Source organism: Sphingomonas sp. PL-96 (genome assembly GCF_020707215.1).
In the GTDB taxonomy this organism is placed as follows: domain Bacteria; phylum Pseudomonadota; class Alphaproteobacteria; order Sphingomonadales; family Sphingomonadaceae; genus Sphingomonas.
In genome coordinates, this window is sequence record NZ_JAJFET010000002.1 from 73,310 (window position 1) to 99,182 (window position 25,873).

General features: G+C 68.7%; 19 protein-coding genes. 14 read left to right on the forward strand and 5 right to left on the reverse strand.

The annotated features are described in order from the left end of the window. Positions 1-14: 14 nt before the first annotated feature. Together LK533_RS05780 and LK533_RS05785 are read left to right on the forward strand one after the other, a co-directional pair. Entirely contained in the window at positions 15-2,249 is a 2,235-nt protein-coding gene (locus tag LK533_RS05780) for a DPP IV N-terminal domain-containing protein (RefSeq protein ID WP_420705825.1), read from the forward strand. Between the two features lie 65 nt (positions 2,250-2,314). Beyond that, positions 2,315-3,343: an aspartate-semialdehyde dehydrogenase gene (locus LK533_RS05785; protein WP_229361835.1), complete on the forward strand. Its 1,029-nt coding sequence runs from the start codon at positions 2,315-2,317 to the stop codon at positions 3,341-3,343. Between the two features lie 118 nt (positions 3,344-3,461). Here LK533_RS05785 and LK533_RS05790 read toward each other — a convergent pair whose 3' ends face one another. Both LK533_RS05790 and LK533_RS05795 read right to left on the reverse strand, forming a co-directional pair. Next, positions 3,462-4,085 (reverse strand): YitT family protein, encoded by a 624-nt coding sequence (locus LK533_RS05790; protein WP_229361836.1) that lies wholly within the window; start codon positions 4,083-4,085, stop codon positions 3,462-3,464. 308 nt (positions 4,086-4,393) lie between these two features. Then, the gene (locus LK533_RS05795) at positions 4,394-6,034 is read right to left on the reverse strand and encodes a M28 family peptidase (RefSeq protein ID WP_229361837.1); all 1,641 of its coding nucleotides are present in this window, start codon (positions 6,032-6,034) and stop codon (positions 4,394-4,396) included. Positions 6,035-6,183: 149 nt separating this feature from the next. Here LK533_RS05795 and LK533_RS05800 point away from each other — a divergent pair, with 149 nt between their 5' ends. Genes LK533_RS05800 through LK533_RS05815 form a run of 4 tightly spaced genes read left to right on the forward strand, consistent with a single transcriptional unit; the run spans position 6,184 to position 9,997 of the window. Continuing rightward, positions 6,184-6,627: a GFA family protein gene (locus LK533_RS05800; RefSeq protein WP_229361838.1), complete on the forward strand. Its 444-nt coding sequence runs from the start codon at positions 6,184-6,186 to the stop codon at positions 6,625-6,627. Further along, a complete protein-coding gene (locus LK533_RS05805; protein WP_229361839.1) occupies positions 6,608-7,369 on the forward strand; it encodes an alpha/beta fold hydrolase in 762 nt (253 codons plus the stop codon). The genes LK533_RS05800 and LK533_RS05805 overlap by 20 nt, the downstream gene beginning before the upstream one ends. Before the next feature lie 55 nt (positions 7,370-7,424). Then, positions 7,425-9,263 (forward strand): M2 family metallopeptidase, encoded by a 1,839-nt coding sequence (locus tag LK533_RS05810; RefSeq protein WP_229361840.1) that lies wholly within the window; start codon positions 7,425-7,427, stop codon positions 9,261-9,263. Then, positions 9,260-9,997 (forward strand): SIMPL domain-containing protein, encoded by a 738-nt coding sequence (locus tag LK533_RS05815; RefSeq protein ID WP_229361841.1) that lies wholly within the window; start codon positions 9,260-9,262, stop codon positions 9,995-9,997. The genes LK533_RS05810 and LK533_RS05815 overlap by 4 nt, the downstream gene beginning before the upstream one ends. Positions 9,998-10,015: 18 nt before the next feature. On the opposite strand, the gene LK533_RS05820 is transcribed toward LK533_RS05815, so the two are convergent. From LK533_RS05820 to LK533_RS05830, 3 genes are all read right to left on the reverse strand, one after another. Next, a complete protein-coding gene (locus LK533_RS05820; RefSeq protein WP_229361842.1) occupies positions 10,016-11,452 on the reverse strand; it encodes an AMP nucleosidase in 1,437 nt (478 codons plus the stop codon). A gap of 123 nt (positions 11,453-11,575) precedes the next feature. Further along, positions 11,576-11,962: a hypothetical protein gene (locus LK533_RS05825; RefSeq protein ID WP_229361843.1), complete on the reverse strand. Its 387-nt coding sequence runs from the start codon at positions 11,960-11,962 to the stop codon at positions 11,576-11,578. A gap of 86 nt (positions 11,963-12,048) precedes the next feature. After that, entirely contained in the window at positions 12,049-12,531 is a 483-nt protein-coding gene (locus LK533_RS05830) for a peroxiredoxin (protein WP_229361844.1), read from the reverse strand. Between the two features lie 114 nt (positions 12,532-12,645). Between LK533_RS05830 and LK533_RS05835 the strand changes: the two genes are divergently transcribed. From LK533_RS05835 to addA, 8 genes are all read left to right on the forward strand, one after another. Beyond that, positions 12,646-13,206 carry a YqgE/AlgH family protein gene (locus LK533_RS05835; RefSeq protein ID WP_229361845.1) on the forward strand — a complete coding sequence of 187 codons (561 nt, stop codon included), beginning with the start codon at positions 12,646-12,648 and terminating at the stop codon, positions 13,204-13,206. A 150-nt stretch (positions 13,207-13,356) separates the two neighbouring features. Then, a complete protein-coding gene (gene ahcY, locus LK533_RS05840) occupies positions 13,357-14,763 on the forward strand; it encodes an adenosylhomocysteinase (RefSeq protein ID WP_229361846.1) in 1,407 nt (468 codons plus the stop codon). A gap of 178 nt (positions 14,764-14,941) precedes the next feature. Beyond that, entirely contained in the window at positions 14,942-17,287 is a 2,346-nt protein-coding gene (locus tag LK533_RS05845; protein WP_229361847.1) for a sensor histidine kinase, read from the forward strand. 5 nt (positions 17,288-17,292) lie between these two features. After that, positions 17,293-17,736, forward strand: a complete 444-nt coding sequence (tsaE, locus tag LK533_RS05850; protein WP_229362162.1) for a tRNA (adenosine(37)-N6)-threonylcarbamoyltransferase complex ATPase subunit type 1 TsaE — start codon at positions 17,293-17,295, stop codon at positions 17,734-17,736. After that, positions 17,733-18,704, forward strand: a complete 972-nt coding sequence (locus tag LK533_RS05855; RefSeq protein WP_229362163.1) for an aminoglycoside phosphotransferase family protein — start codon at positions 17,733-17,735, stop codon at positions 18,702-18,704. The genes tsaE and LK533_RS05855 overlap by 4 nt, the downstream gene beginning before the upstream one ends. Continuing rightward, positions 18,701-19,462, forward strand: a complete 762-nt coding sequence (locus LK533_RS05860; RefSeq protein ID WP_229361848.1) for a nucleotidyltransferase family protein — start codon at positions 18,701-18,703, stop codon at positions 19,460-19,462. Before LK533_RS05855 ends, LK533_RS05860 begins: the two co-directional genes overlap by 4 nt. Next, positions 19,455-22,421, forward strand: a complete 2,967-nt coding sequence (gene addB, locus LK533_RS05865; RefSeq protein WP_229361849.1) for a double-strand break repair protein AddB — start codon at positions 19,455-19,457, stop codon at positions 22,419-22,421. The genes LK533_RS05860 and addB overlap by 8 nt, the downstream gene beginning before the upstream one ends. Further along, the gene (gene addA / locus LK533_RS05870; protein ID WP_229361850.1) at positions 22,408-25,851 is read left to right on the forward strand and encodes a double-strand break repair helicase AddA; all 3,444 of its coding nucleotides are present in this window, start codon (positions 22,408-22,410) and stop codon (positions 25,849-25,851) included. The genes addB and addA overlap by 14 nt, the downstream gene beginning before the upstream one ends. The last annotated feature ends 22 nt before the right edge of the window (positions 25,852-25,873 follow it).

Genomic DNA, 25,873 nt, shown 5'->3' on the forward strand with positions numbered 1-25,873 from the left:
GTGGAACCGCTGCCATGGCCGCTGATCTGGCGCAGGCGCCGCAGCCCCCGGCGGTGACGCAGGCGGCCCGCGACGCGCAGCAGACGCTGACGCTCGCGCGCGTGTTCGCCAGCCCCGACTTGAACGGCACGGCGCCGCGCAACCTGCAGATCTCGCCCGACGGCCGCTATGTGACCGTGCTGCGCAACCGGTCGGACGAGAAGGAGCGCTTCGACCTCTGGGCGATGGACACGACCAGCGGCGAATGGCGGATGCTGGTCGATTCCAAGAAGGTGGGATCGGGCGCCGAGCTTTCGGAGGCCGAGAAGATGCAGCGCGAGCGGGCGCGCATCGCAGGGTCGCAGGGCATCGTCGCCTATGACTTCGCGCCCGATGGTCGGTCGATCCTGGTTCCGCTGGACGGCGACCTGTTCCTCGCGACGCTGGACGGGCAGGTCCGCCGGCTGACCGAGACCCAGGCGGGCGAGCTCAACCCGCTGGTGAGCCCCAAGGGTCGCTTCGTGAGCTTCGTGCGCGACCAGAATGTCTTCGTGCAGCCGCTCGCCGGCGGGGCCGCCCAGGCAGTGACGACCGAAGGCGCGGGCACCGTCCACTTCGGTGAGGCCGAGTTCGTCGCGCAGGAGGAAATGCACCGCACCACCGGCTATTGGTGGTCGCCCGACGAGCGCTACATCGCGGTCGAGCGCTTCGACGAGGCGCCGGTCAAGGTGTTCAGCCGTGCCGCGATCGGCGCCACCGGGACCAAGGTTTATGACCAGCGCTACCCGGCGGCGGGCACCCCCAACGCCCTGGTCGACCTCTATGTCCTGAAGCCGGACGGCTCGGGCAAGGTGAAGGTCGACCTGGGGAGCGATCCGGACATCTATCTCGCCCGCGTCGACTGGCTGCCGGACGGCTCGGCGATGCTGGTCCAGCGCCAGACCCGCGACCAGAAGCGGCTCGACATGCTGCGGGTCGACCCCGCCACGGGCAAGTCGACGGTGCTGTTCACCGAGACGGCAGGCGAGCGCAGCTGGATCAACCTGTCCGACGCCTATCGCGTGATGCAGGACGGGAGCCTCATCTGGCGGTCCGAGCGCGACGGCTTCGGCCATCTCTACCGCTGGAAGGCGGGCAAGTGGACGCAGCTGACCAAGGGCGACTGGGTCGTCCAGGCGCTGGTCGGCGTGGACGAGGCCAAGGGACGGCTGTTCTTCACCGGCAACAAGGATGATGTGCTCGAGCAGCACCTCTATGCGCTCGACCTCAAGCGGCCGGGCAGCGTCACCCGGCTCACGGAGAAGGGCTGGTGGAACGGTGCGACCATGGACGGTGCGGCGAGCCGCTTCCTGATCACGCGCTCCAACCCCGGCCAGCCGGCGCAGGTGTATCTCGCCGACGTCACCGGCAAGCGGATCGCCTGGGTCAACGAGAATGCGATTGCGCCGGACCACCCCTATTATCCGTTCGCGGCCAGCCACCGGGAGACCCAGTTCGGCACGATCAAGGCCGCCGACGGATCGACGCTGCACTGGGAGATGATCACGCCGCCGCTGGAGCCGGGCAAGAAATATCCCGTGTTCTTCCAGCATTATGGCGGCCCCGGCACCGGACAGCAGGTGACTCGCGGCTGGCAGGGGGCGCTGCCGCAGTATCTGGTCGACCAGGGCTGGATCTTCTTCCAGATCGACAATCGCGGCTCGTACAACCGCGGCACGGCGTTCGAGAACCAGATCTATCACGCGATGGGCACGGTCGAGGTCGAGGACCAGCTGGCGGGCGCCAACTATCTCAAGACGCTGCCGTTCGTGGATCCGGCCAAGATCGCGACCTATGGCTGGTCCTATGGCGGGTACATGTCGCTCAAGATGCTGGAGAAGACGCCGGGCGTCTATGCAGCGGCAGTGGCGGGGGCGCCGGTCACCGACTGGGGCCTGTATGACACGCATTACACCGAGCGCTACCTGGGCGATCCGCGCACCGATCCGCAGAGCTATGCCGGATCGAGCGTGGTGACGGAGGCGTCGAAGATCCGCGATCCGCTGCTGCTGATCCACGGCATGGCCGACGACAATGTCTTCCTCGATAACTCGACGCTGTTCGCCGCCGAGATGCAGCGCACGGCGACGCCGTTCGAGATGATGTTCTACCCCGGCAACACCCACCGGGTGGGCGGACCGGGGGTGAGCGAGCATCTTTGGAAGACGATCCTGTCGTTCCTCGACCGCAATGTTGTTGCGCCAAAGCCGCAGGAGGCGGCAGGAAAGTAACGCTTGGTTGCCGCGGCGCGCGAGAAGGTCTAGCGCCGCGGCATTGCATGCGAGTGGAGTGAGTGATGGGGTATCGGGTGGTGGTCGCGGGCGCGACGGGCAATGTCGGGCGCGAGATGCTCAACATCCTGGCGGAACGCGAGTTTCCGATTGACGAGCTGGCGGTGCTCGCCTCGTCGCGGTCGGTCGGCGACACGGTCGATTTCGGCGAGACCGGCAAGCAGTACAAGATCCAGAACATCGAGCATTTCGATGCCACCGGCTGGGACATGGCGCTGTTCGCGATCGGCTCCGAAGCCACCAAGGTCTATGCGCCCAAGTTCGCCGCCGCCGGCTGCACGGTGATCGACAATTCGTCGCTGTACCGCATGGACCCGGACGTGCCGCTGATCGTGCCCGAGGTGAACCCGGAGGCGATCGACGGCTATCGCGCGAAGAACATCATTGCGAACCCGAACTGCTCGACCGCGCAGATGGTGGTGGCGTTGAAGCCGCTGCATGACGCCGCCAAGATCAAGCGCGTGGTCGTCGCGACTTACCAATCGGTGTCGGGCGCGGGCAAGGCCGGCATGGACGAGCTGTTCGAGCAGAGCCGCAACATCTTTGTCGGCGATCCGGCCGAAGCGAAGAAGTTCACCAAGCAGATCGCCTTCAACGTGATCCCGCACATCGACAGCTTCCTGGACGACGGTTCGACCAAGGAAGAGTGGAAGATGGTGGTCGAGACCAAGAAGATCCTCGACACCAAGATCAAGGTGGTCGCGACCTGCGTGCGCGTGCCGGTGTTTGTCGGCCATTCGGAAGCGATCAACATCGAATTCGAGAACGAGATCTCGGCCGAGGAAGCGCAGAACATCCTGCGCGAAGCGCCCGGCGTCATGCTGGTCGATAAGCGCGAGGACGGCGGCTACATCACGCCGATCGAATGCGTCGGCGAGTTCGCGACCTATATCAGCCGCGTCCGCGAGGATTCGACCGTCGACAACGGCCTGGCGCTGTGGTGCGTGAGCGACAATCTGCGCAAGGGCGCGGCGCTGAACGCGGTGCAGATCGCCGAGCTGCTCGGCCGCCGGCACTTGAAGAAGGCGGATTAAGAGCGGTACCGCGCCCGTGCTCGGGCTCCCGCGCAGGCGGGAGCCCAGGGTTCCACGCGCCTGAGGTGCGACGTTCTGCTTGGCCCCGGCTTCCCGCCTGCGCGGGAACACGGGTCGCTCAATATCCCGTGTAGCGACCCGGCCGGTGCCAGGCGATCAGGATGCCGCTGATGGCGGCAGCGCTGAGGATCGACCACCCCAGCCGCTCGGCCGAGACTACCGGGATCGCCAGCGCCAGGATGACGACGTCGAGCGCGATCTGGGTACGGCCGGCGTTCCAGCCGCGTTCGCGCTGCAGCCATAGCGTCAGCACGCCGGTGCCGCCCACGGCAGCGTCATGGCGGGCGAGCGACAGGATCCCCATGCCGATCACGGTCCCGCCCACCAGCGCTGCAAACAGCGGGTGCACGTTGCTGACGTCAAAGGCATAGGGCCGGATCGCCGAGAACAGCGCGATGCCGGCGTTCACGGCGATCGAGCGCAGGGTGAAACGCGCGCCCATCACCTTCCAGGCGAACGCGAAGAAGGGGAGGTTGATGATCGTGAACAGCACCCCCGGGGGCAGCGGCACCAAATAGGAGACGAGCAGCGCAACCCCTGCGATGCCGCCCGTCACCAGTCCTGCCGCCTTCAGGAACACCAGCCCCAGCACCAGCAGCGTGCAGCCGACGAACATCGCATAAAGATCCTCCGCACGGCTGTGCGGGATGCCGTCGGGGCGGGGGCGGCGGGCAGACGTCATCAAGAGCTTTCGAAAGGAGCCGGAAGCCTGATGACGTTGCGTGTAGCCGCTCGTCCTGAAGTGCCATCGCGCGAAGTCGGAATGGCACATCGAAGGACCGCAATCGGTGCTTCGACACGGCCCTTCGACACGCCCAGTCGCAGCTCAGTACGAACGGTTCCACGTGCAGTCATCCTGCTCAAGGCAGGTTGCGCCTCTCCCAAAGCGTCTGTTTCGACGCGGCCCCTATCGCGGGCCCGGCGCGGCGTCCATGGGATGTCCGCGGGTCGCGGGGGGAGCGGTGGCCAGCCGCTCCCGAACCTCCACCTTTACTTGCGCTGCGATGCGCTTTCCTCACGCGTGGCGCGGAACTCGCTGTCCGCGGACCAGTTCGGCCAGACGCGGCTGTTCGCCAGGCGGTCGCCGAGATTGTAGAGCAGGGTCAGGTCTCCCTGCCAGCTGCCGGTGTTCCAGCTCGCATCATATTCGTCGGCCGGCTGGTGATAGCGGTCGCGCGTGTAGAGATCGGCCAGTTCCTTGCCGCGCGCGGCGCCGCCGTTCACCAACTCCTGGCCCGCGTCATAGGAGATTGCCGGCACGCCCCGCTTGGCGAAGGGGAAGTGATCGGAGCGGTAGAAGCTGCCCGCCTCCGGTCGCGCGTCGGGCGTATAGTGGCGGCCGAACTTGCCGGCTTCCTCGGTCAGCATGGTGAGCAGGTCGAGCTTGGCCGCGCCCGAGATGCTGAAGTCGCTGGTCTTTTCGACCGCAAACGGTCCGTCCATGTTGATCGCGCCGACCGTGGTGGCGAGGGGGCGCAGCGGATTGGCCGCATAATATTCGGAGCCGAGCAGCCCCTTTTCCTCCGCCGTTACGGCCAGGAACAGCACCGAGCGGTCGGGCTTGGGACCCGTGCCATAGGCGCGGGCGAGCTCGAGCAGCGCGGCCACGCCCGAGGCATTGTCGAGCGCGCCATTGTAGATGGTGTCGCCCTTCGCGTCTGCCGCGCCAACGCCCAGATGGTCCCAGTGCGCCGAATAGATCACCGTTTCGTCCGGGTGGCGGCTGCCGGGCAGGACGGCCGCGACATTGTGCGAGGTGATGACCTCCGGCTTCACCTGATAGTTCGCGGTCATGGTCGCCTTGAGCGGCATCGGGCGGAAGTCCGCCTTGCGCGCCGCCGCCTTGGCCGCCTCGAGGCTGGTGCCGGATGCCTGGAACAGCTGGGCCGCCAGATCCTTCTGGATCCAGCCCTCCATCGGCGTGTGCGCCTGCGTCGGATCGGCGCGGACGATGTCGAACATGGTGTTGGTGTTGGAGTTCTTGACCGTGGCCCAGCCGTAGGAAGCAGGCTCGCTCTCGTGGATCACCAGCACGCCGGCCGCGCCCTGACGCGCGGCTTCCTCATACTTGTAGGTCCAGCGGCCATAATAGGTCATCAGCTTGCCGCCGAAATCACCTTCGCCGCCCTCGAAATCGGGGTCGTTGACCAGCACGACCAGGATCTTGCCCTTGAGATCGACGCCCTTGAAGTCGTCCCAGTTGCGCTCGGGCGCCTTCACGCCATAGCCGACGAACACCAGCGGTATCTGGTCGAGCTTGACCGAGGTCTGGCCGGTCGAGGCGGCGCGCACGGCGATCTGATCGCCCTGGGTCAGCGTACGGGCGGTGCCGCCGATCGCCATCGCCAGGCTGGGCGTGCCGACGATGTCGGAGCGCAGCAGCGGCACGTCCTGGAAGAAGCTGCCCTTGTCTCCGGCCGGCTTCAGCCCCGCCGCCTTGAACTGGGCGGCGATGTAGTCGATCGTCTTGGTCTCAGCGCGGGTGGCGGGGCCTCGGCCTTCATATTCGTCGCTGGCGAGTGTCCGGATGTCGTTGGTGACCCGCGCGATGTCGAAGGCGGGCTTCTTGGCCGGAGCCGCGAACGCAGCAGGCGCGGTGCCGATCAATGCTGCGAGCACGAGCAGGCGCATCGAAGGGCGCGAAAAATGGAACGGCATGGGTGGAACGACTCCTGTGCGAAGCGACGAACGGCGGGCAGGGCGGACGCCCTTGCCCCGCATGATGCCGAAGCGTCCGACAATGTCGAGGTGCAGCAAGCCGGAACAGAGGGAGAGATGCGATGCAGGAGACGGTTTCCGGCGGATGCCAGTGCGGACGGGTGCGCTATCGCGTCACCATCCACGACGACGATGCCTATCTGTGCCACTGCCGCATGTGCCAGCGCGCGACCGGCGGCGTGTCGATCGCGTTCAAGAATGTGAAGAAGGCAGACGTTGCATGGGAGCGCGAGCCGGACCGCTACGCATCCTCCCCGATCGCGAACCGCGGCTTTTGCCGCGACTGCGGCACCCCGCTGACCTTCGAGTTCCCCGACGGCGACAACCTCGACTTGACGATCGGCAGCTTCGATACGCCCGGCCGCTTCCAGCCGCGCCACCATTTCGGGGTGGAGAGCTGGCACCCGCAATGGCTCGACACGCGCGGCCTGCCCGAATATCGCGCCGACGAGAACCCGGCCACGCGCGACAGGTGGATGAAAACCCTTGGCAGACTTCCCGACTGAGACGCACCGCTTTCAAAGCTTCGACGGTACCGAGATCGCGTGGCACGAGGGCGGCGCGGGCCGCCCGCTGCTGCTGATCCACGGCTATTTCAGCGACGCCCACACCAACTGGATCCGCTACGGCCATGCGGCGAAGATCGCGGCCAAGAGCTATCGCGTGATCATGCCGGACCTGCGCGCGCACGGGCAGAGCGCGCGGCCGCACGATCCCTCCGCCTATCCGCCCGACGCGCTGGCGCTGGACGGCGAGGCATTGGTCGCGCACCTCGGCCTCAACGACTATGACCTCGCCGGCTATTCGCTGGGCGGGCGGACGGCGGTGCGGATGGTTGCGCGGGGCGCCACCCCGACAAAGCTGGTGGTTGCGGGCATGGGACTCGAGGGGCTGACCGGCACCAGCGGCCGGGCTGGGCATTTCCGCAACATCCTCACCAACTTGGGGCAGCACGAGCGCGGCACGCCGGAATGGCTGGCCGAGGCGTTCCTGAAGACGACTAAGGGCGATCCGGTCGCGCTGCTCGGTATCCTCGACACCTTTGTCGACACGTCGCGTGAGGAAATCGCCGCGATCGCCCAGCCGACCCTGGTCGTCGCGGGCGAAGAGGACAGCGACAACGGCAGCCATGCGGCGCTTGCCGCGCTGCTGCCCAACGCCACGCTACGCGAAGTGCCCGGCGGGCACATGAGCGCGGTGACCAAGCCGGAGCTGGGACAGGCGATCGCCGACTTCCTCGGCGCTTGACCCCGGGCGGGGCGGGGGCGCAGTCTGGCGCCTTCGTTCCGACCCCGGGGGTTTCATGTTCCGTACCGCTGCCTCGACGCTTGCCGTCGCCCTGTCGCTCGCCGCCGCCGCGCCGGCCCTTGCCCAGACTGGGCCCGCCGCGCCGGCCACCACTGCGCCGACAGCGGCCGATGCCGATGCGCTGGTCGCGCGCGCCGAAAAGGAAATGGCCGACTTCTCCGTCGACGCGGCGCGCATCGCCTGGGTGAACGCGACCTACATCACCGACGACACCGACGCGCTTGCCGCCAAGTCGGGCGCGATCGGCACCGAGATGGGCGTGCGCTATGCGCTGGAGGCGGCGAAGTTCGACGCTGTGAAGGGGCTGTCCTACGACACCCGCCGCAAGCTCGACATCATGAAGAACGGGCTGACGCTTCCCGCACCGACCCGCCCGGGTGCTGCACAGCAGCTGTCGGATCTCGCCACCCGCATGGCCTCCTCCTACGGCAAGGGCCGCGGCACGAAGGGCGGCCAGCCGATCAACGGATCGGACATCGAGGCGGCGATGGGCAGCAGCCGCGATCCCAATGAGCTGAAGGAGATGTGGGTCAGCTGGCACGACAATGTCGGCGCGCCCATGCGGCAGGACTATGCCCAGATGGTGGGCATCGCCAACCAGGGCGCCGAGGAGCTCGGCTTTGCGGACGTCGGCGCGATGTGGCGCTCGGGCTATGACATGCCGCCCGAGCAGTTCGCGCAGATGGCCGACGCGCTGTGGAAGGAAGTCGAGCCGCTTTACCTGTCGCTCCACACCTATGTCCGCTGGAAGCTCAACGAGAAGTACGGTGACGCCGTCCAGTCCAAGACCGGCCCGATCCGCGCCGACCTGCTCGGCAACATGTGGGCGCAGGAATGGGGCAACATCTATGACGTGGTCGCGCCCAAGGGAGCGGGCGACCTGGGCTATGACATCGGCGACCTGCTGAAGGCCAAGAACTACGACGCGGTCAAGATGGTGAAGGCGGGCGAGAACTTCTACTCGTCGCTCGGCTTCGCACCGCTGCCCCAAACCTTCTGGCAGCGTTCGCAGATCGTGAAGCCCGCGGACCGCGAAGTGATCTGCCACGCATCGGCCTGGGACATCGACAACAAGGACGACCTGCGCATCAAGATGTGCACCAAGGTGGCATCCGACGACTTCGTCACCATCCACCACGAGCTCGGCCATAATTACTATCAGCGCGCCTACAACAAGCAGCCGATGCTGTATCTGAACGGTGCGAACGACGGCTTCCACGAGGCGATCGGCGATTTTGTCGCGCTGTCGATCACGCCGGACTATCTGGTCAACATCAACCTGCTCGATCGTGCGCAGGTGCCGGGCGCCGACAAGGACATCGGCCTGCTGCTGCGCCAGGCGATGGACAAGGTCGCGTTCCTGCCGTTCGGCCTGCTGATGGACAAGTGGCGCTGGGGCGTCTTCTCGGGCGAGATTCCAACCGGCGGCTACCAGAAGGGCTGGGACGCGCTGCGCCTGCAGTATCAGGGCGTGGTGCCGCCGGTGGCGCGCGACGAGACACGCTTCGATCCGGGCGCCAAGTTCCACATTCCGGGCAACACGCCGTACGCGCGCTATTTCCTGGCGCGCATCCTCCAGTTCCAGTTCTACAAGGCGGCGTGCGACCAGGCCGGTTGGAAGGGGCCGCTCCACCGCTGCTCCTTCTTCGGCAACAAGGAGGTCGGCGCGCGGCTGAACAAGATGCTGGAGATGGGCGCGTCCAAGCCCTGGCCCGAGGCGCTGGAGGCGTTCACCGGCACCCGCAAGATGAGCGGCAAGGCGATGGTGGATTATTTCGCGCCGTTGAAGACGTGGCTCGACCAGCAGAACAAGGGCAAGCCCAAGGGATGGTGAGGTCGGCTCTCCTGGCGTTGGCATTCTCGGCGGCGGCAGCGGGCATCCAGCCCGCCGCCGCCCAGCCGCAAGGAGCTGCTGCAACCCTGCAATCGGGCGAGACCCTGCTGGAGGTGCAGAGCCTTGGGGAGACGTGGGGCGTACCCGACCGGGCGAGCTTCACGGTTGCCGTGGATACGCCCGGCACCACGCCGGCCGCGGCGATGGAGGCGAATGCTGGCGCCAGCGCACGGCTCGCCGCGGCGGCAGCGACTGCTGGCGTACAGGCCGCAGCGTTGCGCACCAGCGACCTGTCGGTGCGACCCCGCTACCGCCACGACCGCGACGGCAACGACACCGAGGAGGTGATCGGCTATCGCGCGACCAGCCGGTTTTCGCTGCACGAGATGCCCCTGCCGGTGGCGGAGAAGGCTGTAGCGGCGCTGATCGAGGCGGGAGCCACCGAGGTCGATGGGCCGAACTTCGCGTTCGCGGATGCCGCGCCGCTGGTCCGCGCCTCCCGTGCCGATGCAATCCGGAAGGCGCAGCAGCAGGCACAGGACTATGCCGCAGCGCTCAACCTGCGCGTTGTGCGGGTGCTGCGGGTCAGCGAACGTTCCGCCTCGGGCGGCGAGGGGCAGGAAATCGTCGTCACCGGCGCCGTGCGCCGCAGCAAGGTGCTTCCGGTGCTGGCTCCTGGCGAGCAGAGCATCATGACGCGAGTCTGGATTGACTTCGCGCTGGCGCCGCGCTGAGGCGGCGCCAGCGGCACCTTACCGGAACGGCGGCTCGTTGAACGCGCGGAGCTTGCGGCTGTGGAGGCGATTGCCTTCGCGGCGCAGTTCCTCGCAGGTTTCGATGCCGATGCGCATGTGCTCGTTGATCGCGCGCTCGTAGAAGCGGTTGGCCTGGCCCGGCAGCTTGAGTTCGCCATGCAGCGGCTTGTCGGAGACGCAGAGCAGCGTCCCATAGGGAACGCGGAAGCGATACCCCTGCGCCGCGATCGTCGCCGACTCCATGTCGATGCCCACCGCGCGGCTGAGCGAGAAGCGCAGCGCCGAGCGGGAGAATTGCAGTTCCCAGTTGCGATCGTCCGTGGTGACGATGGTGCCGGTGCGCAGCCGCCGCTTGAGTTCGTCGCCAGACTGGCCGGACACCGTCTCGGCGGCACGCGCCAGCGCCTGCTGCACCTCGGCGATCGCGGGGACCGGGATTTCGGGCGGCAGCACGTCGTCCAGGATGTGATCGTCGCGCAGATAGGCGTGGGCGAGCACATAGTCGCCGATCCGCTGGCTGGGGCGCAGGCCGCCGCAATGGCCGATCATCAGCCATGCCTCCGGCCGCATGACGGCGAGGTGATCGCAGATCGTCTTGGCGTTGGAGGGACCGACGCCGATGTTGACCAGCGTGATGCCGCTGCGATCCGGCGCCATCAGGTGATAGGCCGGCATCTGGTGCCGCCGCCACGCGCTGTCGGTCACCAGCTTGTCGATGTCGTCGCCCGCGGTCATCATCAGCCCGCCGGCGCCCGACACGCCCGTGTAGCGGCTGCCCTCGCCCAGCTGTGAACAGGCCCAGCGGACGAACTCGTCGACATAGCGGTGATAGTTGGTGAACAGCACATAGCGCTGGATGTGCTCGGGCGGGGTGCCGGTATAATGACGCAGCCGCGCGAGCGAGAAGTCGGTGCGCAGCCCGTCGAAGAGCGCCAGCGGGCGGTTGCCGTCGGCGTCGATCCACAGCCCGTCCGCGATCTCGTCGCCGATATGGGCGAGTTCGGTGGCCGGGAAGTGGCGGGCGAGTTCGGCCGCCGTCACCTGGTCCAGGCTCAGCGCGTGGCCGGCGTCGAGCACATATGGAAACGGGATCTCCTGGCGACTCGGCGCAATGCTCACCTCGACGTCATGGCTTTCCATGATCAGCGACAGCTGCTCGACCAGATAGTCGGAGAACATCGCCGGCCGGGTGACGGTGATTCGATAGTCGCCGGGCACATTGAGGCGTGCGAACGAGCGCATCGGCGTCGGCAGGTCGCCACCGCCGCGGTAGCTGAGCCGGAGCTCGGGATAGGCGAAAGAGCCGTCCAGCCGCGCGGAACTCGGCGGCGGGGTCCGATCGCGCAGATAGGTGTCCAAGGCGCCCCGAAGCCGATCCACGGAAGCATTGTAGAGTCGATCCAGACGATCGACGATGTCTGAGGCTTGCGTCATCCTCTGCCGCTAAAGCGTTTGGGGCCAGGGCGCAAGTGTCGGGCCAGCATTGTCGCGAACCGCCGACGCCCATCGTGAGGCATCGGCGGCCGGATTCGGCGCGCGCGGGTCGCGCGCGTCGCGTTACTTGCTGGCCGACTTAGTGTTGCCAGTGCTCTTGCTGGCCGTCGACTTGGTGCCGTTGGCGCTGCTGCCACCCGAGGTGCCGCCGGTCGACTTGGTCTTGGAGGCCGCCTTCTTCTTGTCCAGCAGCTTGGAGGCACCGAACGCCGCACCCGCGATCGCCGCAGCCGCGCCCGCGACGATGGCCGCCGTGGTGCCCGGGTTCTGCTTCACGGCAGCCGTGGTGCTCTTGGTCGCGCCGCTGATCGCTTCCTTGCTGCGCGCGGCCGCGCCGGCAACGGCTTCCTTGCTCTTGTCGAGCTGGACGTGCGCCTTGTCGGCGAAGCTCGTCTTTTCGGCTTCGTTGCTGTTGGTGTCGGTCGTGCTGGTGCTGGTCGTTGCGTTCATCGCGTGCCTCCCATTCGATCAATGTGGTTGCGTAACGAGGAAACCAACTCGTGCGGCCAGCACGGGTTCCGACCTGCCGCCAAGGCTCAAAGCGTGTCGAGCAGATGCTCGGCCGAACTCACGCGGAACTCGCCCGGCTCCTCGACGTGCAGCGCCTCGACCACGCCGTCGTTCACCACCATCGCATAGCGCTGGCCGCGAAGCCCCATGCCGAACTTCGATCCGTCCAGCTCCAGTCCGATCGCGCGCGCAAAGGTGCCGTTGCCGTCTGCCAGCATGGTGATCCTGTCGCCCACGCCGCTCGTCTCGGCCCAGGCCTTCATCACGAACACGTCGTTGACGGCGGTGCAGGCGATTTCATCGATGCCCTTGGCACGCAGGTCCGCCGCCTTGTCGATGAAGCCGGGGAGGTGGCGTGCGGAGCAGGTCGGGGTGAAGGCGCCCGGAACGGAGAACAGGATCACGCGGCGACCTTGGAAATAGCTGTCGGCATCGACCTGCTCGGGGCCGTCGGCGGTCATCTTGGCGAGCGTGGAGGCGGGCAGGCGGTCGCCCACTTGGATGGTCATGCGGTTCTCCGTCGTACGCGCGCCAGGGCGGCGCGGCGCCAGCCAGCTATGGCCCGGCTCCAGCAACTTTCAAGCGGTGGCGAAGCATGGTCGGGCGCGCTATGTCCTCAAGATATGGATAACACAGCGTTTCTGGTCGGGCAGTTTCTGTTGGCGATGCCGGGCATCGGCGACCCGCGGTTTGAACATGCGGTCATCGCGATCTGCGCGCATGACGAGAACGGCGCCATGGGGGTCGGAATCGGCAACGAAGTCGACGGTCTGGGGCTTCACGACCTCTTGCGCCAGTTCGAGTTGCGGACCGATCTGGTTCCCGACCGGCCGGTGCATCTGGGAGGACCCGTGGAGCCCAGGCGCGGCTTCGTGCTGCACAGCAAGGACTGGGGCGGCCAAGACACGATCGACGTGGCCGGACGCTGGTCGCTGTCCGGCACGATCGACGTGCTGCGCGCGATTGCAGAGGGCGTGGGTCCCCAGCAGTTCCTGGTGGCGCTGGGCTTTGCCGGCTGGGAAGGCGGGCAGCTGGAAGGCGAATTGTCCGGCAACGGCTGGTTCAACACCGCGGCCGATCCCTCGCTCATCTATGACGTGCCGGCCGCCGACCGCTGGAGCCATGGATTCACCTCGGCCGGCATCGATCCGCGACTGCTCGTATCCTCGGCCGGGACGGCTTGATCACCGCCCGCTGGGGCAACTTCGCGTCCGTTCAGGATGCACATATAAAGAACTCTTTATATAGCTGATTGCACCTCGCAGGCCGGTCGGGTAGGGCGCGGAGTATGTCGCGCGCCGGGTCCGGCGCGCCGGTTCGACAGGAGACAAAGCGTGGCCACCGTGCTCGACACCCAGGATTACGTCATCAAGGACATCAACCTCGCGGGCTTCGGCCGCAAGGAAATCGAGATCGCCGAGACCGAGATGCCCGGCCTCATGTCGCTGGTCGAGGAATTCGGCGCATCGCAGCCGCTGAAGGGCGCGCGCATCACCGGCTCGCTGCACATGACGATCCAGACCGCCGTGCTGATCGAGACGCTGGCGAAGCTCGGCGCCGAGCTGCGCTGGGCATCGTGCAACATCTTCTCGACCCAGGACCATGCCGCCGCCGCGATCGCCGCGTCGGGCATCCCGGTGTTCGCCGTGAAGGGCGAGACGCTGGAGGAATATTGGGACTATGTCGTCCGCATCTTCGACTGGGGGCAGGACACCACCTGCAACATGATCCTGGACGACGGCGGCGACGCGACCATGTTCGCGCTGTGGGGCGCGCGCGTCGAGGCGGGCGAGACGCTGTTCACGCCGTCCAACGAAGAGGAAGAGATCTTCGTCGCCACGCTGCAGCGCTTCCTCAAGGAGCGTCCGGGCTACCTCACCAAGACCGTCCAGAACATCAAGGGCGTGTCGGAAGAGACCACCACCGGCGTCCACCGCCTCTATGAGCTCGCCAAGCAGGGCAAGCTCCCGTTCCCGGCGATCAACGTCAACGACTCGGTCACCAAGTCGAAGTTCGACAACCTCTATGGCTGCAAGGAATCGCTGGTCGACGCGATCCGTCGCGCCACCGACGTCATGCTCGCCGGCAAGGTGGCATGCGTCGCCGGCTTCGGCGACGTGGGCAAGGGTTCGGCGGCGTCGCTGCGCAACGGCGGCGCGCGCGTGCTGGTAACCGAAGTCGATCCGATCTGCGCACTGCAGGCGGCGATGGAAGGCTATGAGGTCGTGACGATGGAGGACGCTGCCAAGCGCGCCGACATCTTCGTGACCGCAACCGGCAACGCCGACGTCATCACGCTCGACCACATGCGCGCGATGAAGAACATGGCGATCGTCTGCAACATCGGCCACTTCGACAGCGAGATCCAGATCGCGGGCCTCAACAACCTGAAGTGGACCGAGATCAAGCCGCAGGTCGACGAGGTCGAATTTGCCGACGGCAAGAAGATCATCGTCCTCGCCAAGGGCCGCCTGGTGAACCTGGGCTGCGCGACCGGCCACCCGTCGTTCGTCATGTCCTCGTCCTTCACCAACCAGGTGCTGGCACAGATCGAGCTTTGGACCGGTGCCGACAAGTACAAGAACGAAGTGTACGTCCTGCCCAAGCACCTCGACGAGAAGGTCGCGGCGCTGCACCTGGAAAAGCTGGGCGTGAAGCTGTCCAAGCTCAGCCAGAAGCAGGCCGACTACATCGGCGTGCCGGTCGAGGGTCCGTTCAAGCCGGACCATTATCGCTACTAAGCGGACGCACCCTCGGGTGAACGCTGGGAGGGCGAGGTGTCATGCACCTCGCCCTTTTTCGTGCGCGACGAAGCGACGCGCGAGTGCTGCGGTGCGCATGGCGCTTGTCGGTCAGATCGCCTAGACCGCGGGGGATGAAGGCAGGCTGCTTCGACCGGCCGCGGGAACGCTCGCGGCGATGATCATCTTGAACCCCGTCTCGGCGATCCTTGCCGGGGCGGTTCTGGCACTGGTGCTGATCGCGGCCGTGTGGATGCTGGCGGCCGGACTGCTGCTGCGCCGGCGTGCGCGAGCGGGAATCCGGGCGGCGGCGATCGACGCGACGCTGGTGCACGCCGCGCCCGCACAGGCGATGCTGGTGCGGGCCGACGGGCGCGTCGAAATGCCCCCGCTGCTGGCGGAGTGGCTGGGGCTGTCGGCGATGCCGCAGACGCTCGCCGACCTGACCGGGATGGACGAGGGTCTCGACCCGCCCAGCGCCGAGGCGCTGCTGCGCGAGATCGGCGGGGCGCAGCGCGCTGCGCGCCCGTTCCGCATCGAAGTGCGCGCCCGTGGCGCGGCGCGGACGCTGACGGCGGTTGGCGAGCGTGCGCCGGCTTCGCTGGAGCCGCATGGCGGCGCGTTGGTGTGGTTCTTCGACGCGACCGAGTCCCAGGCCGAAATCGGCACCCTGTCGCGCGAGATCGAGGAATATCGCACCGGCTTCGATGCCCTGTCCGGGCTGATCGAGGCGGCGCCAATGCCGATGTGGTATCGGGACGGCGACCTGCGGCTGGCGATGGTCAATTCCGCCTATGTGCGGGCGGTCGATGCGTTCGACGCGCGCGAAGTCCTGTCGCGCCAGGCCGAACTGGTCGACGGCGACGGCATGGGCGGGCCGCTTGGCAGCGCGCTGATCGCGCGCGACACCAGCCAGCCGCAGGCGACGGTCATGCCCGCGACGATCGGCGGAGCGCGGCGCATGCTGCGCGTCCACGACGTGCCCCTGCCGGAGGGCGGAATCGCCGGCTTCGCGGTCGACATCCACGACGTGGAAGAAGTTCGCACGGGCATGAAGCGCTCGCGCGCCGCCCAGCGCGCGGTGCTCGACCGGCTTTCGGCAGGCGTGGTGCAGTTCGGCGCGGACCGCTCGCTCGACTTCTGCAACCAGCCGTTCCGCCGCATCTTTGGCATGCGCGGCGAGTGGCTGGCGGACCGGCCCGAGTTCGACCGGGTGCTCGAACGCATGCGCGAGGCCAAGCGCCTGCCCGAGGTGCGCGACTTCCCGGGCTGGAAGCAGGAGCGCCGCGCCTGGTTCCGCGCCGCCGAGGCGGTGGAGGAGCCGTGGCACCTGCCAGGCGGAACCTATCTGCGCGTCGTGGCCCAGCCGCTGCCCGAAGGCGGCCTGCTGCTGATCTTCGAGGATCGCACCGAGCAGGTCCAGCTGGCGAGTGCGCGCGACACGCTGCTGCGGGTGCGGACCGCGACCTTCGACAATCTGTTCGAGGCGCTGGGCGTGTTCTCCGCCGACGGCCGGCTGCAGCTTTGGAACAGCAAGTTCCGACAGCTCTGGGGTCTGGAGGAAGCGTTCCTGAACGACCATCCGCGCGTCGATGCACTGGCCGAGCGTGCGGCGCCGATGCTCGCCAACCCGTCGCGCGCCGTGCTGATCCCAGAGCTGATCCGCTTCGCCACCGTCCAGCGCATCCAGCGCGGCGGCCATTTCGCGATGGCCGATGGCCGGCACTATGAGTTCGGGGCGGTGCCGCTGCCCGATGGCAATGCGCTGCTGACGATGCTCGACATTTCTGACAGCCGCCGCATCGAACAGGCGCTGCGCGACCGCAACGAGGCGTTGGAGGCGGGCGACCGCACCAAGACCGCGTTCCTGGCCGCAATGAGCTACGAACTGCGCACGCCGCTTACCTCGATCAAGGGTTTTACCGAGATGCTGCACGGCGGCTATGCGGGCAAGCTCAGCGAAGATGGCACGCGCTACACTGGCGCCATTCTGGAGTCGGTCGATCGCCTGGGCGAGTTGATCGACGACGTGCTCGACCTCACGGCGAGCGAAGGCGCTCCGCTCCAGCGGGGCGAGATCGAGCTGGCGCCGCTGGCAGAGGCGATGGCCGCCGAGATGCTGGCCGCGGCCGCTGCCAAGCGGATCGAGCTGGTGGTGGAGATCGCGCCCTCTGTCGGCAGCATGGTCGGGGATCCGCGCCGGATCGGCCAGGCCGTCCGCCATCTGCTCGATCATGCCATCGCCGGCACACGCGATCGCGGCCGGGTCTTGCTGCACGCCGATGGCGATGCGGAGGCGGCGCGCATCATCGTGTCCGACGATGGTCCCGGCATGGACGCCGATGCGGCCGCGCACGCGCTCGACCGGTTCGCACCCGGCGGCGCGCTGCGCCGTGGCGAACGCGCGCTCGGCCTCGGCCTGCCGCTCGCGCGGCGCATCGTCGAGGCGCATGGTGGCACCATCGAGCTGGTGTCGGAAAAGGGCGCGGGGACATTGTTGACGATCGAGCTGCCCCGCGGATGACCGACATGTTGCTCAACAGCCCCGAGGAGAGCCACGCGTTCGGCGCCGCCCTGGCGCGGGTCGTGAACCCGGGCGATGCCATCGCGCTGTCCGGCCCGCTCGGCGCCGGCAAGACCAGCATCGCGCGCGGGCTGCTCGCCGCGCTCGGCCTGATGGAGGAAGCGCCGTCGCCGAGCTTCGCCATCGTCCAGCCCTATGACCCGCCCGAGACGCGCTTTCCGGTGCTCCACGTCGACCTCTATCGCATCGAGCACGCGGACGAGGCCGAGGAACTGGGGCTGGACGAGGCGCGGCTAGACGCGCTGCTGCTGGTCGAATGGCCCGAACGCCTGCCCGAGAGCGCCTGGGAAGACGCGCTCTGGCTCACTCTCACTCCCCAACCCGATGGGTCCCGCCGCTTGACAGCGAAGGTCCCGCCGTCATGGAAGGCACGATGGCCGCTGACATGAACCCGCCCGCCGCGGCGCCCGCGTTTCTTGCTGCACATGGATGGGGAGGGGCCGAGGTGGTGCCGCTTGCCGGGGACGCATCCTTCCGCCGCTATTTCCGCGCGCTGGATGCCGGACGCAGCGCAGTGCTGATGGATTCGCCGCCCAAGCTGGAGGACCAGCGCCCGTTCGTGGAGCTCGCCCGCTGGCTTAACGACCGCGGTTTCCGCGCCCCCGCGATCCTGGCCGAGGACGCGGTCGAGGGCCTGGTGCTGCTGGAGGACTTCGGCGACGCGCGGCTGCGCGAAACGGCCGACGCCGCGCCGGAAAGCGAACTGCGGCTCTATGAGCAGGCAATCGACGTGCTGATCCGTCTGCGCGACCATCCGGCCGCACCCGTGCCGCCCTACGACCGCAGCGTCTATCTGCGCGAAGTGATGCTGCTGCCCGAATGGTATTGCCCGGCGATCGGCCTGGAGGTCGACGTGCCCGGTTATCGCGCGGCGTGGGAGGCGGTACTCGACCATGCCGAGCAGAGCGCGGCGGTGACGGTGCTGCGCGACTATCATGCCGAGAATCTGATGCTGATCGCGGGCGAGGCGGAGACGCTGGGGCTGCTCGACTTCCAGGACGCGCTTGCCGGCCATCCGGCCTATGATCTGGTGTCGCTGCTTCAGGACGCGCGCCGCGACGTGGCGCCGGCGCTGGAGGCGGCGATGCTCGACCGCTATTGCCGGATCACCGGCATGGGCGAGGATTTCCTTGCCGCCTATCATGTGCTCGGTGCGCAGCGGAATGCGAAGATCGTCGGCATCTTTGCCCGGCTGTGGCAGCGCGATGGCAAGCCGCGCTATGCGGCGCTGTGCCCGCGCGTGTGGGGCTATCTGGAGCGCGACCTGGCGCAGCCGGTGCTCGCGCCGGTCGCCGCCTGGTTCGACGCCAACGTGCCCGCCGACCTGCGCGGCGATCCGATGCTGGTGCGCGCATGAGCGAGGCGATGACCCTGTCGCTGCGGCCGAACCCGGATGTGGTGGTACCCGAAACCGCGATGGTGATGGCCGCGGGGCTGGGCAAGCGCATGCGCCCGCTGACCGCCACCCGGCCCAAGCCGTTGGTCAGTGTCGCCGGCAAGCCGTTGATCGACCATGTCTTCGACCGGCTGCGGGCGGCCGGGGTGAAGCGCGCCGTCGTCAACGTCCACTATCTGGCGGACGTGCTGGAGGCGCATCTGCGGGCACGAGTGAAGGATCTGGAGGTCCAGGTTTCGGATGAGCGTGGCCAGCTGATGGAAACCGGCGGCGGGCTGGTGCAGGCGCGTGGCCTGCTTGGCGACAAGCCGTTCCTGTGCGTCAACAGCGACAATCTCTGGATCGACGGACCGGTCGACGCCATCCGCCTGCTCGCCGATGGGTGGGACGATGACCGCATGGATGCGCTGCTGCTGCTGGTGCCGCTGGCCCGCGCGGCAAGCCACCGCGGGCAGGGCGACTTCCACCTCGATCCCGCCGGCCGCATCACGCGCCGTCGTCAGGCCGGGCGCCTGGCGCCATTCGTCTTCACCGGCGTGCAGATCCTGTCGCCGCGGGTGATCGCCGACTGGCCGGAGGGGCCGTTCTCGACCAACCTGTTCTGGGAGCGCGCGCTCGACGCCGGTCGCCTGTGGGGCATGGTCCACCAGGGGCTGTGGTTCGACGTCGGCACGCCGGGCGCGATCAAGGAGACGGAGGCGGCGCTCGCCGATGGCTGAGGCCCCGCGGCTTCGGCTCTACTCGATCCCGCCGCACCGGGCGTTTGCCGACGCGCTCGCGAACGGCCTGCTGCGCCGCTACGGCCGCGATCCGATGGCGCTGGCGCGGGGCTTCGTGCTGCTGCCCAACAACCGTGCCAAGCGCGCGATCACCGACGCGTTCGTGCGCGCAAGCGACGGCGGCCTGCTGATGCCGCGGCTGGTCGCGGTGGGCGACCCGGAGATCGACGAGGCGGTGGGGCCGTTTGCGGACCCGGCTGACGACCTCGACCCGATCCCCCCCGCTGTCGCACCGCTTGCGCGCCGCATGATCCTGTCGCGGCTGGTGGCCGAGGAACGCGCCCGCGCCGGCCGGCCGGTGGATGCGGCCGAAGCGGTGCGGCTGGCCGGCGACCTCGCCCGGACGCTCGACCAGCTGCTGGTCGAGGAAGTCGCGCCCGACGCGCTCAAGACGATCCGTTTCGACGAGCCGCTCCAGACCCACTGGGAGCGCTCGCTCGCCATGTTCGAGACGGTGCTGGTGCGCTGGCCGCAGGAGCTGGCGGCGCTCGGTCGCATCGACCTGGCCGTGCGGCGCCGGCGTCTGCTCGACCGGCTGATCGCCCGCTGGCGCGCGACGCCGCCGCCGAGCTTCGTTTGTGCGGCCGGCATCGCCAGTGCCTCGCCGGTCATCGCCCGGTTGCTGCGCGCGATTGCGGAATTGCCGCAGGGAAGCGTCGTGCTCTCCGGCCTCGCCATCGACATGGACGATGCCGAGTGGGACCTGCTCGGCCCACATGAGCCGGACCCCGTCACCGGCCGCCGCAACCGGTCGCTGGAGACGCATCCCCAGTTCCAGCTCAAGCTGCTGCTCGACCGTATGGGCGTAGGCAGGCGGGAGTTCGAGACATGGCGAGCGGGCAGCGAGCATGATGCCAAGCCCGCGCGCAGCCGCACGATCGAAAGCGCGCTCGCCCCGGCCGAGCGCACGCACGACTGGATCGACCTGCCTGCCGACCGCCGCAGCCTGGCCGGCGTGCAGGCGCTCGACGTGCCGACCCCAGCGGAAGAGGCGCAGGCGATCGCGATTGCGCTGCGCCAGGCACTGGAGACCGAGGGCAAGACTGCGGCGCTGGTGACGCCGGACCGCGCGCTGGCGCGGCGCGTGTCGGCGCATTGCGCGCGCTGGGGCATCACCGTGGACGACACCGCCGGTCAGCCGCTGTCGGTGCTGCCACCCGGCACGATGTTGCTCGCGCTCGCCGATGTTGCCGCGCAGGACTTTGCGCCACTGCCGCTGCTGGCACTGCTCAAGCATCCGCTCGCCTGTGCGGAGGAAGGCCGGCTGGAGTGGCTGGAGGGCGTGCGGCGGCTCGACCGTGCGCTGCGTGGGCCGCGGCCGGCGCCGGGACTTGCGGGGCTCGACGTGTTCCTGGCCGATGCGGAAGGTCGCGAAGGCGCGCTGCGCCGCGCGGCGGCACCCTGGTGGGAAAAGACCCGACCGATGCTGGCGGCGCTGGGACAGGCCTATGCCGGCGGTCCGCGACCGCTGCCAGAACTGCTCGGGGCACTGCGCGATGCGGCGACGGCGTTGGGCGGCGACGCGCTCTGGTCACGGCCGGAAGGACGCGCTGCGGCCGAACTGCTCGACACGCTGGAGCAGGAGGCGGTCCACGGCCCGGCGCTGGTGGAGCCGGAATCGATCGGCGCGATGCTGCGCACGCTGATGGACGAGGTGGCGGTGCGCCCCCCGCGTGGCGGGCACCCGCGGCTCTCCATCTATGGCCTGCTGGAAGCGCAGCTGCAGACGTCGGACCTCACCATCCTGGGCGGGCTCAACGAAGGCGTGTGGCCGGGGCTACCTTCGCCGGACCCGTGGCTGGCGCCGCGCATCCGCGCCGAGCTGGGCCTGCCGGGGCTGGAGCGGCGCATCGGCCTTGCCGCGCACGATCTCGCCAACAGCCTGGGTGCGCGCGAAGTGCTGCTGACCCGCGCGCATCGCGACGCAAGCGGGCCGACGGTGGCGTCGCGCTTCTGGCTGCGGCTGGAGGCGTTGTCCGGTGGCCTCACGCGCGCCCAATCGCTGGCACGCTGGACGCATGCGATCGACGACCCGGGCGGCTATGCCCCGTCGCCGCGCCCCGAGCCGTGCCCGCCGGTCGCACTGCGGCCGCGGCAGATTTCGGTGACCGAGGTCGATCGGCTGAAAGCCGATCCGTTCGCCTTTTACGCACGGCGGATGCTGCGGCTGGCAGCGCTCGATCCGGTCGATGCCGACCCGAGTGCGGCATGGCGGGGGACTGCGGTGCACGGCGTGCTGGAGGATTGGGCGCGGCAGGACGGGTTCGATCCCGCCAAGCTCGCCGGTCGGGTGGAGACGCTGGCGGCCGATCCGCGCACCCATCCGTTGCTGCGCGCGCTGTGGGTGCCGCGGCTGCGCGAGGCGGTCGGCTGGATCGCGGGCCAGGTCGCAGCCCAGGTGGCCGGCGGCCGCAGCATCCTGGGCGTGGAGGGAGAGGGCAAGATCGACCTCGCCGGTGTCGAGCTGCGGGGGAAGTTCGACCGCATCGACCGGCTGGAGAATGGCGAGCTCGCGGTGGTCGACTACAAGACCGGCCAGCCGCCCTCGACCCGTGCGGTGCGCGACGGGTTCAGCCTGCAGCTGGGGCTGCTCGGCATCATGGCCGAGCGCGGTGCATTCAAGGACATCGCCGGCACCGCCACCGGCTTCGAATATTGGTCGCTTGCCAAGAAAGGCGACAGCTTCGGCTATGTTGCGACCCCGGTCGATCCGGCGGGCAAGTTCAACCGCGTGCCGACCGATCGTTTCGTGGCGCTGGCGCTGCACCATTTCACCGAGGCGGCGGGCAAGTGGCTCACCGGCGGGGAGCCGTTCACCGCCAAGCTCAAGCCCGAATATGCCCCCTTTGCCGAGTATGACCAGCTGATGCGCCGCGACGAATGGTATGGCCGTGAGTAGCGCCGGCCTGCTTCCCGAACTGCGCGGCAACCAGGCGCGCGCCAGCGATCCGCGCCGCCACGTCTGGCTCTCCGCCTCGGCCGGCACCGGCAAGACGCAGGTGCTGACCGCCCGCGTGTTCCGCCTGCTGCTGCGCGGCGTCGAGCCCTCGGCGATCCTGTGCCTGACCTTTACCAAGGCGGGTGCCGCCGAAATGGCGGAGCGCGTCAACGCGCGGCTCGCGCGCTGGGTGCGGCTGCCCGAGCAGGATTTGCGCAAGGACCTGTTTGCGCTGGGTGAGAACCCGAACGACGACGCGCTGATTGCCCGCGCCCGCACGCTGTTCGCGCGGGTGCTCGATGCGCCGGGCGGCGGCATCCGGATCCAGACGATCCACAGCTTCTGCCAGACCTTGCTGTCCGCTTTCCCCGTCGAGGCGGGGCTGGTCCCCGGCTTCCGCCCGTTGGAGGCGCGCGAGGAATCGGCGATGGCGCGCGATGCGCTCGCCGCGATGCTGGTGGAGGAACAGCGGCAGGGCAGGGTGACGCTGGGCGATGCGATCGCCGCGCTCAGCCTGCGCCTGGGCGAGGGACGCGCGGAGGCGTTCCTGGCCGAATGTGCGCGCCGGCCGGACGCGATGGAGGCGCTGCCCGCCGATCTCTCCGGCTTCCTGCGCGACACATTCGAGCTGCCGCGGGGCGACCTCGATGGGGCGATCTGCGACGGCTGCTGCGACGACGCCTTCGACGTCGAGGCGCTGCGCGACCTGATGGAGGCGAACCGCGCCTGGGGCACCGCGACCGGCCTCAAGGCGGCGGCGGCGATCAAAGCTTGGCTCGAGGGCGAAGCACCAGCTCGCGCTGCCGGATTGGATGCGCTCTACAAGCTTTTCTTCAAGAAAGACGATACCCTCAGGACCGCATCGACCAAGATCCTAGCGGCGATGCCGGACTATGATCTGGCGGCGGAGGCGATCGGCAGCCGCTGTGCCGAGCTGGTCGCGATGCGCCGCCGCGCCGCCTATGCTGACCTGCTCGCCGCAGCACTGGAGGCCGGGCGCCGCTATGCGGCCGCCTATGCCGAGGCGAAGCGGCGGGCTGGGGCGGTCGACTTCAACGACCTGATCGCGCGCACGCTGGCGCTGTTCGCGCAGCCCGGCATCGGCGAATGGGTCCGCTTCAAGCTCGACCTCGCGACCGAGCACGTCCTGATCGACGAGGCGCAGGACACCAATCCCGAACAATGGGCGATCGTCCGCGCGCTGGTGGACGAGTTCTTCGCCGGCGAAGGCGCGCGTGTGGCGGGGCTGCGGACGCTGTTCGTGGTCGGCGATTACAAGCAGGCGATCTTCGGCTTCCAGGGCACGGACCCGGTGTACTTCAAGGCGGCACACCAGCTGTTCGACCAGCGCGCCGCCGTCGCACCCGAGTTCGACACCGAGGCGCAGCCACTCGACACGCTGTCGCTGACCGAGAGCTTCCGCTCGACCGCGCCGGTGCTGGAGTTCGTGGACGCCGCGATCGACGCCTTCCCGCAGCCGGGCATGGGCGACATGGAGGAACGGCTCCAGCACGCCAGCCGCGTGGCAGGCCCGGGCACGGTCACTTTGTGGGCGCCGACGGTCGAGGAGGCGGGCGAGGGCGAGGACGGCGAGGAGCAGTGGATTGCCGACACGACCCGCACGCTCGCCACCCGCATTGCGCGCCAGATTCGCGACTGGGTCGGCACGCTTCCGCTGGAGAGCAAGGGACGGATGCTGGGCGCCGGCGACGTCATGGTGCTGGTCAAACGCCGCGGCGAACTCGCCTCGCTGATCGTGGCGCGCCTCTATGCCGAGGGGGTGCCGGTCGCCGGCATCGACCGGCTGCGGCTGAACGCGCCGCTGGCGGTGCAGGATCTGCTGGCGGCGATCCGCTTCGCGCTCCAGCCCGACGACGATCTGTCGCTCGCAAGCCTGCTGGTGTCGCCGCTGATCGGCTGGAGCCAGGACCAGCTGCTGGCGGCGGCGCTGCGGGAGCGCGGGAGCCTGTGGCGGCACCTGCGCCTGACCCAGCCGGACGAAGCGCTCGCGCCGCTCCACCAGATCCTGCGCCGCGCCGACATCGCCACGCCCTACCGGTTCCTGGAAGAGCTGCTGTCCGGGCCGCTGGAGGGCCGGCGCAAGCTGGTGCTGCGGCTGGGTGAGGAAGCGCGCGATCCGATCGAGGAACTGCTGAACGCCGCGCTCAGCTTCGAACAGGTGTCCACGCCGTCGCTGCAGCGCTTCCTCGACTGGTTTGATCGCGGCGACGTGGAGATCAAGCGCGATCCGTCGCAGGGCGGCGGTGCGGTGCGGGTGATGACCGCACATGGTGCCAAGGGGTTGCAGGCGCCGCTGGTGATCCTGGCCGACGCCTGCATCGATCCGAGCCAGAACCGCCGCGAGACGTTGTTGTGGACGCCCGAGGGATACCAGGGCCCGGCGTTTCCGGTGTTCCGCCCGCGCGCAGGCGAGCGCGACGGGCCGCTCGATGCGGCCCTGGCCGAGGCGGATGCCAAGGAGCTCGCCGAGCATTGGCGGCTGTTCTACGTCGCGGCGACGCGTGCCGAGGAGCGGCTGGTAATCGCCGGCGCTCCTGGCACGCGGGCGCAGGGCGTGGCGCCGCCGCTCAGCTGGCATGCTGCGGCCGGTGCGGCGCTCGACGCGCTGGCGGTCGGCATCGAGGAGGACGGCACGCGCGTTTTCCGGGGCCGAACCCCTGCCAAGCCGGTTCCGCAGCGTGCCGGAGCTATCAAGTCCGTTGGCGCGGATGCAGAGCCTGTGCCGGCCTGGCTGCGCGCGCCCGCACCCGAGGAAGCGCGACCGCCGCGCCCGCTGGCGCCGTCTTCGCTGGGCGAGGACGAGGTTGCCGATCCGCCGCCCACCCCGGCGATGCGCGCCGCCGCCCAGCGCGGGCGTCTGCTCCACCAGATGTTCGAGCGACTGCCCGGCCTGCCACCCGCCGAGCGTGCGGCTGCGGGCGAACGCTGGCTTGCGGGCGCCGCCCAGGTCGAGGATGCCGCCGAGCGCCGGCGGATCGTGCGCGACGCGCTCGCGATCCTGGAGGAGCCGCGCTTTGCCTCGCTGTTCGGCCCGGACGCGCTTGCCGAGGCACCGATCGCCGCCACCATCGGCGGCACGGTGGTGTCGGGCACGGTCGACCGGCTGCTGATCGAGGACGACCGCGTGCTGGTGGTCGACTTCAAGACCGGGCGGCGCGCGCCTGAGAATGCTGCCGAGGCACCGACCTATCATCTCCGGCAGATGGCGGCCTATGCGGCGGCGCTTGCGGTGATCTTCCCCGGCCGCCGGATCGAGGCGGCGCTGCTCTACACGGCGGTGCCGCGGCTGATCGAGCTGCCGGTCGCGCTGCTGGACGAACACAAGCCGCGCTTGGCCGCTCGGGAGCAAAGCTTGGCCCCGGGCGGTTGAGACGCCGCCCGCCCCAACCTAG

Bases quoted from the DNA above. Each gene is read 5' to 3' on its own strand.
- addA (WP_229361850.1), top strand. From the start codon at position 22,408: ATGGCCGTGAGTAGCGCCGGCCTGCTTCCCGAACTGCGCGGCAACCAG.
- LK533_RS05825 (WP_229361843.1), bottom strand. From the start codon at position 11,962: ATGAACGCAACGACCAGCACCAGCACGACCGACACCAACAGCAACGAA.
- LK533_RS05810 (WP_229361840.1), top strand. From the start codon at position 7,425: ATGTTCCGTACCGCTGCCTCGACGCTTGCCGTCGCCCTGTCGCTCGCC.
- LK533_RS05780 (WP_420705825.1), top strand. From the start codon at position 15: ATGGCCGCTGATCTGGCGCAGGCGCCGCAGCCCCCGGCGGTGACGCAG.
- LK533_RS05835 (WP_229361845.1), top strand. From the start codon at position 12,646: ATGGATAACACAGCGTTTCTGGTCGGGCAGTTTCTGTTGGCGATGCCG.
- tsaE (WP_229362162.1), top strand. From the start codon at position 17,293: ATGTTGCTCAACAGCCCCGAGGAGAGCCACGCGTTCGGCGCCGCCCTG.
- LK533_RS05790 (WP_229361836.1), bottom strand. From the start codon at position 4,085: ATGACGTCTGCCCGCCGCCCCCGCCCCGACGGCATCCCGCACAGCCGT.
- LK533_RS05855 (WP_229362163.1), top strand. From the start codon at position 17,733: ATGAACCCGCCCGCCGCGGCGCCCGCGTTTCTTGCTGCACATGGATGG.
- LK533_RS05820 (WP_229361842.1), bottom strand. From the start codon at position 11,452: ATGACGCAAGCCTCAGACATCGTCGATCGTCTGGATCGACTCTACAAT.
- LK533_RS05845 (WP_229361847.1), top strand. From the start codon at position 14,942: ATGATCATCTTGAACCCCGTCTCGGCGATCCTTGCCGGGGCGGTTCTG.
- LK533_RS05860 (WP_229361848.1), top strand. From the start codon at position 18,701: ATGAGCGAGGCGATGACCCTGTCGCTGCGGCCGAACCCGGATGTGGTG.
- LK533_RS05830 (WP_229361844.1), bottom strand. From the start codon at position 12,531: ATGACCATCCAAGTGGGCGACCGCCTGCCCGCCTCCACGCTCGCCAAG.
- LK533_RS05795 (WP_229361837.1), bottom strand. From the start codon at position 6,034: ATGCGCCTGCTCGTGCTCGCAGCATTGATCGGCACCGCGCCTGCTGCG.
- LK533_RS05800 (WP_229361838.1), top strand. From the start codon at position 6,184: ATGCAGGAGACGGTTTCCGGCGGATGCCAGTGCGGACGGGTGCGCTAT.
- addB (WP_229361849.1), top strand. From the start codon at position 19,455: ATGGCTGAGGCCCCGCGGCTTCGGCTCTACTCGATCCCGCCGCACCGG.
- LK533_RS05785 (WP_229361835.1), top strand. From the start codon at position 2,315: ATGGGGTATCGGGTGGTGGTCGCGGGCGCGACGGGCAATGTCGGGCGC.